This window comes from Actinoplanes ianthinogenes (assembly GCF_018324205.1).
Classification (GTDB): Bacteria; Actinomycetota; Actinomycetes; order Mycobacteriales; family Micromonosporaceae; genus Actinoplanes; species Actinoplanes ianthinogenes.
Genome location: NZ_AP023356.1, coordinates 6,993,113 through 7,005,724, shown reverse-complemented (window position 1 = coordinate 7,005,724; position 12,612 = coordinate 6,993,113). Strand labels below are relative to the sequence as shown.

Sequence of the window (12,612 nt, the reverse complement as noted above, 5' to 3'; positions counted from 1 at the left end):
GGAACCCCTCACATTCTTCGATGGCATGCTCACCGGACCTCCCCGCCGGCCGCGTCATCCCCTTGGGATGAGACCGCGGAGGAGTCCCGGTTCCAGTTCCGTGGCCGCCAGTTCTCCACCACCTTGGCCACCGCGGTGACCAGGAAGAGCTGGCCGGTGAGCGCCTCGAACACGGCGATCGTCTGTGCCGGGTTGGAGACCGGCACGTGATCGCCGTACCCGGTGGTGGTCACCGTGACGAAGCTGAAGAACAACGCGTCGGCGAGCGACGGATCACCCTGCTCGCCGAAGAGCGGGCCGGGCTGGATCGCCGCCACGCACGAGTACGCGAACCCGAACGCCATCCCGATCAACAGGTACGCCGCGAGCGCCCCCAGCATGGTCTGCAGGTCGACCCGCTGCCGGCGTCCGAGGTCCCGGACGATCGCGATCGGTGCCAGCAGGTACAGCGCGCTCGCCGCGGAGAACGCCACCCCGGTCAGCACCCGCCACTGGGTGAAGGCGGTGAGCGTGGCCGCCGCGAGAGCGAGCACGAAGACCACCGCCCCGGCCAGCCGGAGTCCCGGGCGGGCCCGGGCCACCCGCAGTGACTGCCACACCGTCGCGGTCTGCACAGCCAGCAGCACTGCCACCAGCCAGCGTCGTTCCGCGAAGAGCGCCAGCACGTACGTGCTCACGATCAGGAGCAGGACCAGGCCGTACCCGTAGCGCGGAGTCATCCGGCCGGATCGTCGTCCGCCGGTAGCCGGCGTACCTCGATCAGGCGCAAGCCGAGCCCGTGAATCCGGGAGATCAGGCCGACCACCGCGGACTGATCCGGCAAATTCCCGTGCAGCACGGTCTCCGGCGGCTCGACGCTCACTGTCAGATCGCGTAATTCGGCGAGTACCTCGTCCGGGATCACTCCCGAGACCCGGACCTGGTAGGTCGCATCCGGCATCACATTGCCCCCTAGTTCACGAACTGTTCCGAGCCGGCCGAGTTGGCGGACGGCCTGGTCTGCTTCAGCAGCCCGAGCCGGAACAGCCGCTCGATGCGGCGGACCGTGAACGGGTGCGACTGCGGCAACTGCGCCAGCTCCACCCAGAACCCGCGCAGTGCCCTGCCCTGGCGCAGCAACTGGTCGACGTCGGTGGTGTGCTCGGTGTACCGCCCGGACGCCAGCAGGACCAGGCCGGTCGCGCCGGTCGGGCACAGGTAGGCGCCGTGCCGGTCGCAGGAGTACTCCCGCAGCCGGGACAGCGTGGGGCCGAGCACCGGGATCCGCTCCGAGTAGGCGACCGAGAGCTGGTACCACAGCGCGACGTGGTGAAGGTGGATGTGGCCCATCTCGTGGCCGAGGATGAACCGCAGCCCATCGCGGTTGTTCTGCTGAAGGTTGACGAAGAGCTCATTGGAGAGCACCACGTAGTCATGTCCGGTGGCCTGCGCCGCGAAGGCGTTCAGCGTGCCGTTCCCGTTGGCCAGGTAGATCGACGGCCGGCGGGGCAGACCCAGCCGGTGCGCGAAGTCGTCGGCGGTCCGGTACAGCTCGCCGTACTGGTGCGGGCTCAGCTCCACCGCGGTGCCGCGCACCGAGGCCCGCTGCGTCTCACGGATGATCACCAGAGCCGGCACCAGCAGGAGCAGCCCGATGAACGCACTGCGGATCGCGGTGCCCCACCCCGACTCGACCACCCGTTCGGGGAGGAACGGCAGGGTGATCGCCGCCTGGATGATCAACCAGATGATGATCAGGTTGAGCACCACCATGAACACGTAGAACGGTTTCTCCGCCGGGTGCCGCAAACGCTTGCCGACCGCTGATGACGTCGACACAGCCGGTCTCCTCTCTGGTCTCCCCGCGGATCGGCGTGCCGCGGCTCCATGCCGACGGTCCACCCAGGAAAGGTTCCGCACCTCATCCCCTTGGAATGAGGCCGCCGGGAAAGGCTGCGGCGACGCTGAGGCAAGACCGGGAGAGCGGTTCGCCGCCGGACCGCGGGCGCTCGCGACCACCATTGCTTGCGTACGCCGTGAGCACCCGTCCCGCGGTCACCCGCGAGAGCCGCGCCCGCCGTACGAAAAGGAGCCCAAGGTGATCGACAACCGTGAGCGTCGCTGGCTCGCCCGCCTCGCGTTCGTCGCGGCCGCAGCCGCCACCGTGCTGGTCCTCGCGGTCGCCGGGCTGCGCGGCAGCCTCGGCCTGCTGCTGGTCGGCGTGCTCGGCAGCGCGGTGACCCTGGCCGCCGCCTGGCTGTTCCTCACCCACCGCGGATTGCTGCGCTGGCTCGCCGGCCTGGTGACGGTGCTCTCCCCGGTGGTGGTGGCGGTGCTGTTCGCCCGCGCCAACCTGATCTGGGTGGTGGTGGCGTTCGGCCTGCTCTGGGCCGGCGCCGTGGCCGCCGGCCGGCGGGCGCTGGCGGCCCAGCCCGAGGAACCCACGGTGCTGCGCACCCCGGCCCCGCGGCGGCCGTTCCTGATCATGAATCCGCGCTCCGGCGGCGGGAAGGTCGGCAAGTTCCGGCTCGACGAGAAGGCCCGGGAGCTGGGCGCCGAGGTGTTCCTGCTGGACGGCCCGGCCGTGGACGTCGCCGAGGTGGCCCGGCAGGCGATCCGGGACGGCGCCGACCTGCTCGGGGTGGCCGGCGGCGACGGCACGCAGGCCCTGGTCGCCGGGGTGGCCGCCGAGCACGGCATCCCGTTCCTGGTGATCTCCGCGGGCACCCGCAACCACTTCGCCCTGGACCTGGGCCTGGACCGGGAGAACCCGGCGGCCTGCCTGGACGCGCTCACCGACGGCGAGGAGGTGCGGATCGACCTGGGCCGGATCGGCGACCGGACGTTCGTCAACAACGCCTCGTTCGGCGCCTACGCGACCGTGGTGCAGAGCGCGGAGTACCGGGACGACAAGATCGGCACCGCGCTGGACCTGCTGCCGTCCGCGCTGACCGGGGCGTCACCGCTGGAGCTGACCGTGGACGGGACCACGGTGAGCGGGCCGCAGGCCGTGCTGATCAGCAACAACGCGTACCGCCCCGACTCCGGGCAGCGGGCCGCCATGGACCGGGGTGAGCTCGGCGTGCTCGCGGTGACCGTGCGCGGCGCGCTGGACGCGGCCGGGCTGCTCGGCCGGCGGGGCCGGGACCGGGCGCTGACCGTGCGGACCGCGCACGAGGCGATCGTCGACGCCGACCTGGCCGAGGTGCCGGTCGGGGTGGACGGCGAGGCGCTGGTGCTGGCCACCCCGGTGCACTGCGAGATCCGGCCCGGCGCGCTGCGGGTCCGGCTGCCCCGGCAGCGGCCCGGTGTGCCGACGCCTCCCCCGCAGCTGGACTGGACCCGCTTGCGGAAACTCGCGCTCTCCACCGGCGCCGACGCGGTCGCCGCATGAGAAGAGGCCCGGAAGCCAGCGGTTTCCGGGCCTCTCGTCACTGACCGCTACCGGCGGCGGTCGACACGCCGGACGGTGCGTCGGGCGGTCCGCCGGCCGGTGCGCCGGGCGACTCTCCGTGAACCGAACATGTCAGTCTCCCCTCCTCAGGACCGCGAGGTCTCCAGGTCGTGCAGAACCTTGGCTTCTTCGGCACTCACCAGTCCGATCCCGATCAGGTCGAGCGGGCTGATGAACCCGTCCGCCAGCCGGAACCCGCCGGCCCGCGCGATCGCGTCGCGCAGCGGCACCGCCCAGTGGTGCTCGATCAGCAGCAGCGCGGCGGCGCTGTCGTTCGGGATCTCCGCGAGCACGTCCCAGGCCTGCGGGTCGTCGAAGACCGCGACCCGCCCCTCGGCGTCGGCCGCGGCGGCGCCGAGCAGGGCGCCCGCCTCCAGCCCCTCCTCGCCCTCGATGCCGAGGCCGATCAGCGCGCCGATCTTGCTGCCGAGCTCGACGGCCTCCTCCCGGGTCAGGTTGCTGAGGTGCTCGACCTCGATCTCGCCCTCCGCGTCCTTGTAGACGGCGAGCGCGTCGATCACCCGCACCGTGTCGTTCTGGCGCAGCCGTTCCAGCTCGGCGATGACCTCGCCGTGGAAGTCCGGGTGCTGGAATCCCAGCACAATCAACTGGACGGGTCCGATGGCCATTTGTCGCTCCTTCTCGAATCCCCTGCTTTCCGTCCGATCCTCGGTTCGGCGGCCCGGATCCCGCCTCATCCGGCACGGGTGAGGCCCCGGATCCGGCCCGCGCGGCACGCTGACGGCCATGAAGCGCATCCTCGTCGTCGCACTGCTGGTCCTCGGCATGGCAGGCTGCTCGTCTTCGTCGGCCTCGTCCCCGGCCGCCGCCCCGGCGGTCTGCGACAGCTGGGAGGCGGTGCAGGTGACCGTCGACCACATCAAGAACGTCAACGTCTCGGAGAACGGGCTGACCGCCCTGCGGCCGTACCTGACCCAGCTCCAGCAGGAGCTGAACCAGCTCTACCTGGACGCCAAGGCGCAGTTCGCGCCGCAGGCCGAGGCGCTCAAGGCGGCCACCGACCGAGTCCGCACGGATCTGCAGGCGGCGCAGGCCAGCCCGGACCGGACCACCCTGGCCGCCGTGCGCAGCTCGGTCGCCGAACTCCGGAGCAGCGCCGACGGCCTGCACACCGCGATGGCCTCGACCTGTTGAAAGGGGCGCTGACGTCATGGAGATCGAGGAGAGCCGGGCCAGCGGCTGGGTCGCCTGGGTGCTGTTCGGTGGCATCCTGCTGGTGCTGCTCGGCGCCGTGCACCTGACCGTCGGCCTGATCGCCCTGCTGCGCCCGGAGGTCCTGGCCGACACCCGCTCCGAGCACCTGTTCTCGATGCCGCTGACCGGGCTGGCCTGGGTGCACCTGGCGCTCGGCGTGGTCGCGCTGGTCACCGGGGTCGGACTGATCCGCGGGGTGGCCTGGGCCCGGATCGTGGCCATCGTCATCGCGCTGCTGACCGCTCTGGTGAACTTCGCGTTCATCGCGGTGTACCCGGCCTGGTCGGTGATCGCGATCGTGCTGGCCACGCTGATCGCCTGGGCGGTCGCGGCGCACGGCGGCGAGGTCGCCGACGCGTACGGCCGGTGATCCGCCGGCTCGACGAGTGGCAGCGGCGGCACCGGCTCCCCGGATTCGGGTACGCCGTCGTCTGCAAGTACTTCGACGACGGCGGCCCCCGGGAAGCGGCGCTGATCACCTATTACGGGTTCCTCGGCATGTTCCCGGTGCTGCTGCTCGCCGTCACCATCGTGAGCGAGGTCCTGCGCAACCGTCCCGAGCTGCGTCTGCAGATCATCGACGGGTTCGTGCCGCCGGCGCTGCGGGCGGACGTGGACGCCGCGGTGGCGAGCATGCCCACGTCGCACGCGGCGTGGATCGTCGGCATCCTGGGGCTCGCGTACACCGCGACCGGGGTGGTGCTCTCGGCGTATTTCACGCTCAACCATCTGGCGGCCGTGGCGTGGCGTGACCGGACCGGTTACGTCTCCCGTTACCTGCGTGTGCTGGGTGCCCTGCTGGTCCTGCTGGCCGGGATCGTGGGCACCGCGCTGCTGCCCGCGGCCGCCGCGTTCGTCACCGCGTTCGCCGTGTTGTGGCTGCTCGCCTGGCTGCTGCTGGACCGGCCGGCGCCGCTGCGCGCGCTCTGGCCGGCCGCCCTGCTGGGCGCCGGCGCGGTGACGCTGATGCTGGAACTGGGCGCCTGGCTGCTGCCCCGGCTGATCCGCGGGGCCGGGCCGGTCTACGGCGGGTTCGCCACCGTAGCCGGCATCTTCACCCTGCTCTACCTGCTGAGCAACGCCCTGGTGCTGTCGGCCGAGGTGGCCGCCGTCCGCTGGGCCTCGCTCTGGCCGCGGGCCCTGGACCCGTCCCGGCCGACGGCGGCCGACCTGCGCCTGGTCGCCCTGCTCAAGCGCGAACAGGAGCGGTTCGGTCCGGCAGGAGCCACGCCGCCGCCAGACCGATGAGCCCGGCCAGCGCGACCGAGATCATCGCCACGCTGTAGGCCGTGCCGGGCCGCGAGCCGATCCCGGCCACCAGGATGGTGCCGGCCACCGCGCCGCCCAGCGCCGACCCCAGGTTGGAGACACTGCGGGACAGCCCCGAGATCTCGCCTTGCAGGTCCTCGCCGAACGCGGACTGCACCACGTTCACCGACGGGGTGAGCATGCCGCCCAGTCCGAAACCGATCACGAACAGGCCGGGCACGAACATCCACACCGACTTCGAGATCAGCACCAGGGTCAGCAGCAGCACCACGCCGGCCACGGTGATCAGGAAGCCGGCCACGATCAGCGTGCGCTGCGCCCGGCGCTTGGCGAACCGCTCGGCGGCGAGCGAGGAGATCAGCAGGCCGGCCGTGGTCGCGGTGAACACCACGCCGGTCTCGATGGCGTTGTAGCCCCGCTCCACCTGCAGATAGGCCGACACCACGAAGGACGTGCCCATCAGCATCAGCCACTGCATGCTCTGGGTGATCATGCCGAGGTTCGAGGTCTTGTTCTTGAACAGCTCGGTGGAGAGCAGCGGCTCCTTCCCGGCGCGTTCCTTGGCCCGCACCGTGGCGAAGAACCAGACCAGCACGGCCGCCCCGGCGACCAGCAGGCCCAGCATCACCCAGACGTTGTCGTCGGCGGCCAGGATGCCGGAGACGATCAGCACCAGGCCGAGCGCGGAGAGCACCGCGCCGAGCGGGTCGGTCGGCCGGGTCGGGTCGGCCGGCAGCGGGTCGGTCACCCAGCGGCGGCTCAGAATCGCGATCAGCAGCACCACGGCGGCCTGGAACAGGAACGCGGCACGCCAGCTGATCGCGGTCGAGATGAAGCCACCGATCAGCGGGCCGGTCGCCGCGCCGATCCCGCCCAGCGCGCTGATCATGCCGAACGCCCGGGCCCGCGAGGTGAGGTCCTTGAAGAGCAGCGTGGTGAGGATGTAGACCGGCGGGATCAGCATCGCGGTGCCGATGCCCTCCAGGATCGAGTTGCCCAGGATCAGGATGCCCAGGCCGGGTGCGGCGGCGCTGATCAGCGCACCGATCCCGTAGACCAGCAGCCCGATGGTGAGGCACCTCTTCCGGCCGATCCGGTCGGTCAGCTTGCCACCGGGGATCATCAGCGCGGCCATCACCAGCAGGAAGATGGTGATGGCCAGCTGGACCCCGGCCACCGTGGTGTCGAGGTCCTCGCTGATGTCGTTGATCATCACGTTCATGTTCGAGCCGGCGAAGCTGCAGATGAACTGCGCCAGCGCGAACGGGATCAGCGCCCTTCTGAGTGCGGGCGAGAAACGCCCGGTCCTGGTCTGTTCCGCCATCGCGGCACCGCCTTCGTCGTCCGCTCCCGATACCGGACGAACGCTGCCCGCCCCGGCGGCCCCGGGCATCCTCCCCCGCGCATGACCCGCTAGTAGCGGCCACCCCAGCGGCTGTCCCGGCTCCAGCGCGGGCCGACCTCCATCCACTCCCGGCCCCAGGCCCGGTCCCGCTTGCGGTCCAGCACCCCACGGCCGATCCGGTGCAACCCGACCAGCGCGGCACACAGGCACAACGTCACCGCGGCGCCGACCAGGACCGCCTGCGAAGCGGGGTTGCGGTTGGCCGGCGGCATCCGCAGCGTCCCGGTGTCGTCCACCCAGATCGGCACCCGGGCGCCGGTCCGCGCGTCGGCGGTGGTCTGCACCACACCGCTGCGCACCGACCCGTCCGGCGCCGTCCAGGTGGCCTTGGCCGCCTGCGGGGCGGCGGTCCGGGCGCCGTCCGCCGCGGCCGGCGTGGCGTCCTCCATCAGCACCGCGTCGATCTGGAAGGTGTGCTGCCGCTCCCACTGCTGCGCCCGCAGGTCCTGCCGGTAACTGGCCTCGCCGGCCCACCAGGCCAGCAGCGGCGCCCCCGCCAGGAACGAGAAGACCAGCACGAACACCATGAGACTCTCGAAACGGTCCGTGCCACGCCGCAATACGTTGCGTTCCCAGCCGAACCGGCGCGCGACCCGACGCCCGATCATGTTCCAGCTCCCTCTCCCCGCGGTCCTCACCGGCCCGGCGAGCATCACCCGGAAACCTGTGCCGGCGACGCACATCGGCGCACCGGGGCCTTCATGATCTGCGCGGCGGGGCACGGCCGTCGCCATTCGCCACGGGTGAATCACCCCGCCCGGGTGAGGGCCCGGGGCGGCGGTTCCGGCCACCCTTAGGCCCATGACCGGTACGCGAATCCGCCTGACCCACGAGTCCGCGGAGGCTACGGCATCCGGCATCTACGGCATCATCGTCGGCGCGGCCGTGCTGGTCGCCGGCCATGCGCTGACCGCCTGGCAGGACGTCCTGGCGGTGCTGATCACCCTGATCGTCTACTGGGCCGCGGAGCGCTACGCCCGGATCGTGGCCGAGCGGATCCACGAGGGTCACCGCCCCGCCTGGCACATCATCCGCGAACAGGTGACCAGCGGCTGGGAGATGGTCACCGCCTCGATCCTGCCCCTGCTCACCCTGGTCGTGGTCCGCGTCTCCGGCGCCGCGCTGGTCACCGCCGAGGTCGCCTCCCTGGCGGTCAGCACCGTCCTGCTCTGCCTGGCCGGCTGGCGGGTCGGCGCGGGCGGCCGGCTCACCACGGGCGAGCGCGTGGTGTCCACCCTGGTGGCCGGCTCGTTCGGCGCCGCCCTGGTCGTCCTCAAGACCCTGCTGCACTGATCGTGCTCAGCCGATCCTCAAGGATCGGAGCAGCGTCATTATCCGGCCGGTCTCCCAGCCCCGGTCCGCGTCATACCGCTCGGTCACCGTGATCGCCTCGGTGTCGACGCGGATCAGGCTCCAGGACCGCGGCACCCCCCGGGTCCGATGGCTGGTCGCGGTCCCCGCCACCACCACCGCGACACCCTCGATCCGCCGGACGTCCGGGATGTGCGTGTGCCCGGCCAGGATCAGGTCGACGCCGGCCGTGCGCGCCGCCCGCAGGAACCGCCGCCGCCCGGCGAGGGCGGTCCCGACCGGCGGGTGGTGCAGCGCGATCACCTTGACGTCGTCCTCCGGGGCGGCCCCGAACACCGAGGTGATCAGCTCGGCCTGCCGGCCGGTGATCAGCCCGTCCTTCCACCGCCACCGCGGCATCGACTGGAGACCGAGGGCGGTCAGCCCGGGCAGGCCGGCGACCGGGTCCAGGTCGTCGTCGATCCAGGCCCGATAGCGTTCGTACGGCTCGGCCAGCCGCAACGGGCTGATCAGCGGCAGGTCGTGGTTCCCGGTCACCGCCAGCAGCGGCCGCGGCAGCTCCTCGAGCACCGCCCGGGCCAGCGTGAACTCCCGGGGCCGGGCGCGCATCGTCCAGTCCCCGGTGACCACGGTGAGGTCCGGCGCGGCGGCCGCCACGTCGGCGATCAGGCTCGGCACCGCGTCCGGCTCGTGCGCTCCCAGGTGCAGGTCGGACAGGTGCGCGACGGTCAGCACGGCGCCGGCCCGGCCGGAGGGAGTCCGGGCCGGGCCGGCGGGGTGAGTGCGGCGACGACACTCACCGGGAGGGGAAGCCCTCTCCGCTGGGTGTCACCACGGTCCCCGCCTTGCCGGCCAGGATCGCGGCGGCGTCCTCCAGCGCTCCGATCGCCGACAGTCCCCCGGTCAACTCGGTGAACCGGCAGACCGCCTCCACCTTCGGCCCCATCGACCCGGCCGGGAAGTCCTCCCGGCGCAGCTCGGCCGGGGTGGCCCGGGAGATCGGCTCGGGCGACGGGCCGCCGAACCCGCGCAGCACCGCCGGCACGTCGGTGAGCAGCAGCAGCGCGTCGGCGTCCAGGGACTCGGCGAGGACCGCCGTGGCCAGGTCCTTGTCCACCACCGCCTCCACCCCGCGCAGCCGGCCGTCGGCCTCGTCGCGGACCACCGGGATGCCGCCGCCGCCGGCACAGACCACGACCGTACCGTCGTACAGCAACGACCGGATGATCCGGGTTTCCACGATCCGCTGCGGCTGCGGCGACGGCACCACCCGCCGCCAGTTCGCGCCGTCCGCGGCGACCGCCCAGCCGCGCTCGGCGGCCAGGCGCTTCGCGGTCACCTCGTCGTAGACGGCGCCGACGAACTTGGTCGGCTTCCCGAACGCCGGGTCGGCCGCCGAGACCAGCGTCTGGTCCAGGATCGCGGCGACCTGCCGGCCGGGCAGCGCGTTCTGCAGGGCCTGGAGGAGCCAGTACCCGATCATGCCCTGGGTCTGCGCGCCCAGCACGTCGAACGGGTACGGCACGGCCAGCAGCGGATCCGCCGCCGACTCCAGGGCGAGCATCCCGACCTGCGGCCCGTTGCCGTGGGTGATCACGATCTCGTGCTCCGCGGCGAGCGGCGCGAGCGCCTCGACCGCGCGGATCGCGTTGGCCTGCTGCACCGCGGCGTCCGGTCGCTGACCGCGCTGGAGCAGCGCGTTCCCCCCGATCGCGATGACGATGCGCATCGCTCAGACCCCCAGGGTCGCGACCATCACGGCCTTGATCGTGTGCATCCGGTTCTCCGCCTGGTCGAAGACGATCGAGGACGGCGACTCGAACACCTCGTTGGTGATCTCCAGCGACGCCAGGCCGGTGTGCTCGTAGATCTCCTCGCCCACCTTGGTGTGCCGGTCGTGGAAGGCCGGCAGGCAGTGCATCACCTTGGTGGCCGGGTTGCCGGTGGCCCGGACCACGTCCATGTTGATCTGGTACGGCTTGAGCAGCCGGATCCGCTCGTCCCAGGCGTCCTTGGGCTCCCCCATCGACAGCCAGACGTCGGTGTACAGGAAGTCCGCGCCCCGCACGCCCTCCCGCACGTCGGTGGTGTGGGTGATCCGGGCCCCGGTGGTCTCGGCGATCGCCTGGGCCGCCTTGATCACCTCGTCCGGGTTCCACCGCGACTCGGGCGCGACCATCCGCACGTCCATGCCCATCATGGCGCCGGCCACCAGCAGCGAGTTGCCCATGTTGTTGTGCGCGTCGCCGAGGAACGCGAACGCCACCTCGTTGTCGTGCTTGACCGTGTGCTCGCGCATGGTGAGCAGGTCGCAGAGGGTCTGGGTGGGGTGCCACTCGTCGGTCAGCCCGTTCCACACCGGCACACCGGCGTACCGGGCCAGGGTCTCCACGCTCTCCTGGCCGAAGCCGCGGTACTCCAGGCCGTCGTAGAAGCGGCCGAGCACCCGGGCGGTGTCCTCGACCGACTCCTTGTGCCCGAGCTGGGTGCTGCCCGGGTCCAGGAACGTGACGTGCGCGCCCTGGTCGTGCGCCGCCACCTCGAACGCGCAGCGGGTCCGGGTGGAGGTCTTCTCGAAGATCAGCGCGATGTTCTTGCCGGTCAGCCGTGGCACCTCGGTGCCGGTGTACTTGGCGGCCTTGAGCTGGGCGGACAGCCGCAGCAGGAATCGCCACTCGTCCGGGGTGAAGTCGAGTTCCTTGAGGAAGCTGCGGTTACGCAGATTGACGGACATTTCCGTGCCTCTCAGATGGCGTCGCGTTCGATCGGACAGGTCATGCAGCGCGGGCCGCCGCGGCCACGACCCAGCTCGCCGCCGGCGATGGTGATCACTTCGATGCCCTGCCGGCGCAGGAACGTGTTGGTGGTGACGTTCCGCTCGTAGCCGACGATCACCCCCGGCTCGACGGCCAGGAAGTTGTTCCCGTCGTCCCACTGCTCCCGCTGGGCGGCCCGGATGTCCTCGTTGGTCTCCAGCACCCGGATCTTGTCGATGCCCAGGGTCTCCGCGATGGTGGCGAACAGGTCGGGGTTGCGGACCACCTGGAGCCCGTCCGGGTCGGTGTCCGGCAGCACGGTCCACGACCGCAGCTCGCCCTCCAGGTACGGGTACATCACGAAGGTGTCCCGGTCGATCATGGTCATCACCGTGTCGAGGTGCATCATCGCGTGCGAGTGCGGCAGCTCGATGGCGATCACCTTGGTCGCGGCGCCGGCCTGGAACAGGTTGCGGGCGAGGTTCTCCACGCCCATCGCGGTGGACCGCTCGCCCAGCCCGATCATCACGGCGCCGTTGCCGAGCACGTGGATGTCGCCGCCCTCCAGGGTGGCCGGCTGGTGCGGCGTGTCGTCACCGCCGTACCAGGTCTCGAAGTCGGCCAGGGCGAACATCGGGTGGAAGCGGTAGATGGCCGAGCTGTGCACCGACTCGCGCAGCCGGGCGGCCATCGCCATCGGGTTGATGCTGACCCCGCCGTAGATCCAGGCCGAGTTGTCCCGCTGGAACAGGTGGTTGGGCAGCGGGGTGAGCACGAAGTCGTCGGCGCTCATCAGCTCCCAGCGCAGGCTGTTCACGGTGAACCCGGCCAGCTCCTGCTTGAGCACGCCGCCGATCAGGTAGTCGGCGAGCTTGGTGCTCTCCGCCTGCTCGGCGAGCCGGCGCAGCGGCCCGGTCAGGGTCGGCCCGACCGTGTCCTCGGTGATGATCCGGTCCAGCACCCAGCCGCGGGCGTGCGGGATGTCCAGCACGTCGGCGAGCAGCTGGGCGAAGTAGTGCACCTTGATCCCGCGCTCGCGCAGCACCTCGGCGAACGCGTCGTGCTCCTCGCGGGCCCGCTTGGCCCAGAGGATGTCGTCGAAGAGCAGGTCCCGGACGTTGTCCGGGGTGAGCCGGCTGAGCTCGACGCCGGGGCGGTGCAGGATCACCTGGCGCAGCCGGCCGGTCTCGGAGTCGACGTGGAATGGCATGGTGATCCTCCGA

Annotated in this window: 15 protein-coding genes; 5 read left to right on the top strand and 10 right to left on the bottom strand. The window is 71.5% G+C overall.

Annotation, left to right across the window (positions count from 1 at the left end):
• Positions 1 to 29 precede the first annotated feature (29 nt).
• Genes Aiant_RS31890 through Aiant_RS31880 form a run of 3 tightly spaced genes read right to left on the bottom strand, consistent with a single transcriptional unit; the run spans position 30 to position 1,818 of the window.
• Positions 30 to 719 (bottom strand): potassium channel family protein, encoded by a 690-nt coding sequence (locus Aiant_RS31890; RefSeq protein WP_189333660.1) that lies wholly within the window; start codon positions 717 to 719, stop codon positions 30 to 32.
• Positions 716 to 940: a hypothetical protein gene (locus tag Aiant_RS31885; RefSeq protein WP_189333661.1), complete on the bottom strand. Its 225-nt coding sequence runs from the start codon at positions 938 to 940 to the stop codon at positions 716 to 718. The genes Aiant_RS31890 and Aiant_RS31885 overlap by 4 nt, the downstream gene beginning before the upstream one ends.
• An 11-nt stretch (positions 941 to 951) precedes the next feature.
• Positions 952 to 1,818, bottom strand: a complete 867-nt coding sequence (locus Aiant_RS31880) for a M48 family metallopeptidase (protein WP_229830769.1) — start codon at positions 1,816 to 1,818, stop codon at positions 952 to 954.
• 259 nt (positions 1,819 to 2,077) lie between these two features.
• Between Aiant_RS31880 and Aiant_RS31875 the strand changes: the two genes are divergently transcribed.
• Positions 2,078 to 3,373 (top strand): diacylglycerol/lipid kinase family protein, encoded by a 1,296-nt coding sequence (locus tag Aiant_RS31875; protein ID WP_189333662.1) that lies wholly within the window; start codon positions 2,078 to 2,080, stop codon positions 3,371 to 3,373.
• 146 nt (positions 3,374 to 3,519) lie between these two features.
• On the opposite strand, the gene Aiant_RS31870 is transcribed toward Aiant_RS31875, so the two are convergent.
• A complete protein-coding gene (locus tag Aiant_RS31870) occupies positions 3,520 to 4,062 on the bottom strand; it encodes a hypothetical protein (RefSeq protein WP_189333663.1) in 543 nt (180 codons plus the stop codon).
• Between the two features lie 118 nt (positions 4,063 to 4,180).
• Here Aiant_RS31870 and Aiant_RS31865 point away from each other — a divergent pair, with 118 nt between their 5' ends.
• The 3 genes from Aiant_RS31865 to Aiant_RS31855 are packed head-to-tail and all read left to right on the top strand — an operon-like array spanning position 4,181 to position 5,896.
• Entirely contained in the window at positions 4,181 to 4,588 is a 408-nt protein-coding gene (locus Aiant_RS31865; RefSeq protein ID WP_189333664.1) for a mediator of RNA polymerase II transcription subunit 21, read from the top strand.
• A 16-nt stretch (positions 4,589 to 4,604) separates the two neighbouring features.
• Entirely contained in the window at positions 4,605 to 5,018 is a 414-nt protein-coding gene (locus Aiant_RS31860) for a DUF7144 family membrane protein (RefSeq protein ID WP_189333665.1), read from the top strand.
• Positions 5,015 to 5,896, top strand: a complete 882-nt coding sequence (locus Aiant_RS31855; protein WP_189333666.1) for a YihY/virulence factor BrkB family protein — start codon at positions 5,015 to 5,017, stop codon at positions 5,894 to 5,896. The genes Aiant_RS31860 and Aiant_RS31855 overlap by 4 nt, the downstream gene beginning before the upstream one ends.
• Here Aiant_RS31855 and Aiant_RS31850 read toward each other — a convergent pair.
• Together Aiant_RS31850 and Aiant_RS31845 are read right to left on the bottom strand one after the other, a co-directional pair.
• Positions 5,838 to 7,241, bottom strand: coding sequence for an MFS transporter (locus tag Aiant_RS31850; protein WP_189333667.1), 1,404 nt, complete (start codon positions 7,239 to 7,241; stop codon positions 5,838 to 5,840). The two genes, Aiant_RS31855 and Aiant_RS31850, sit on opposite strands and share 59 nt — an antisense overlap.
• A gap of 89 nt (positions 7,242 to 7,330) precedes the next feature.
• A complete protein-coding gene (locus Aiant_RS31845; RefSeq protein WP_189333668.1) occupies positions 7,331 to 7,930 on the bottom strand; it encodes an Rv1733c family protein in 600 nt (199 codons plus the stop codon).
• A gap of 193 nt (positions 7,931 to 8,123) precedes the next feature.
• On the opposite strand from Aiant_RS31845, the gene Aiant_RS31840 reads away from it, so the two are divergent.
• Positions 8,124 to 8,615: a hypothetical protein gene (locus Aiant_RS31840; RefSeq protein WP_189333669.1), complete on the top strand. Its 492-nt coding sequence runs from the start codon at positions 8,124 to 8,126 to the stop codon at positions 8,613 to 8,615.
• Positions 8,616 to 8,621: 6 nt separating this feature from the next.
• On the opposite strand, the gene Aiant_RS31835 is transcribed toward Aiant_RS31840, so the two are convergent.
• From Aiant_RS31835 to Aiant_RS31820, 4 genes are all read right to left on the bottom strand, one after another.
• Positions 8,622 to 9,368 (bottom strand): metallophosphoesterase family protein, encoded by a 747-nt coding sequence (locus Aiant_RS31835; RefSeq protein WP_189333670.1) that lies wholly within the window; start codon positions 9,366 to 9,368, stop codon positions 8,622 to 8,624.
• A 61-nt stretch (positions 9,369 to 9,429) separates the two neighbouring features.
• Positions 9,430 to 10,362: a carbamate kinase gene (locus Aiant_RS31830; protein WP_189333671.1), complete on the bottom strand. Its 933-nt coding sequence runs from the start codon at positions 10,360 to 10,362 to the stop codon at positions 9,430 to 9,432.
• A 3-nt stretch (positions 10,363 to 10,365) separates the two neighbouring features.
• On the bottom strand, positions 10,366 to 11,367 hold the full coding sequence (gene argF / locus Aiant_RS31825) for an ornithine carbamoyltransferase (RefSeq protein ID WP_189333672.1): 1,002 nt from the start codon (positions 11,365 to 11,367) through the stop codon (positions 10,366 to 10,368).
• Positions 11,368 to 11,378: 11 nt separating this feature from the next.
• Positions 11,379 to 12,599 (bottom strand): arginine deiminase, encoded by a 1,221-nt coding sequence (locus Aiant_RS31820; protein ID WP_189333673.1) that lies wholly within the window; start codon positions 12,597 to 12,599, stop codon positions 11,379 to 11,381.
• Positions 12,600 to 12,612 lie beyond the last annotated feature (13 nt).

Bases quoted from the DNA above. Each gene is read 5' to 3' on its own strand.
- Aiant_RS31885 (WP_189333661.1), bottom strand. From the start codon at position 940: ATGCCGGATGCGACCTACCAGGTCCGGGTCTCGGGAGTGATCCCGGAC.
- Aiant_RS31870 (WP_189333663.1), bottom strand. From the start codon at position 4,062: ATGGCCATCGGACCCGTCCAGTTGATTGTGCTGGGATTCCAGCACCCG.
- Aiant_RS31845 (WP_189333668.1), bottom strand. From the start codon at position 7,930: ATGATCGGGCGTCGGGTCGCGCGCCGGTTCGGCTGGGAACGCAACGTA.
- Aiant_RS31840 (WP_189333669.1), top strand. From the start codon at position 8,124: ATGACCGGTACGCGAATCCGCCTGACCCACGAGTCCGCGGAGGCTACG.
- Aiant_RS31865 (WP_189333664.1), top strand. From the start codon at position 4,181: ATGAAGCGCATCCTCGTCGTCGCACTGCTGGTCCTCGGCATGGCAGGC.
- Aiant_RS31890 (WP_189333660.1), bottom strand. From the start codon at position 719: ATGACTCCGCGCTACGGGTACGGCCTGGTCCTGCTCCTGATCGTGAGC.
- argF (WP_189333672.1), bottom strand. From the start codon at position 11,367: ATGTCCGTCAATCTGCGTAACCGCAGCTTCCTCAAGGAACTCGACTTC.
- Aiant_RS31820 (WP_189333673.1), bottom strand. From the start codon at position 12,599: ATGCCATTCCACGTCGACTCCGAGACCGGCCGGCTGCGCCAGGTGATC.
- Aiant_RS31850 (WP_189333667.1), bottom strand. From the start codon at position 7,241: ATGGCGGAACAGACCAGGACCGGGCGTTTCTCGCCCGCACTCAGAAGG.
- Aiant_RS31860 (WP_189333665.1), top strand. From the start codon at position 4,605: ATGGAGATCGAGGAGAGCCGGGCCAGCGGCTGGGTCGCCTGGGTGCTG.
- Aiant_RS31830 (WP_189333671.1), bottom strand. From the start codon at position 10,362: ATGCGCATCGTCATCGCGATCGGGGGGAACGCGCTGCTCCAGCGCGGT.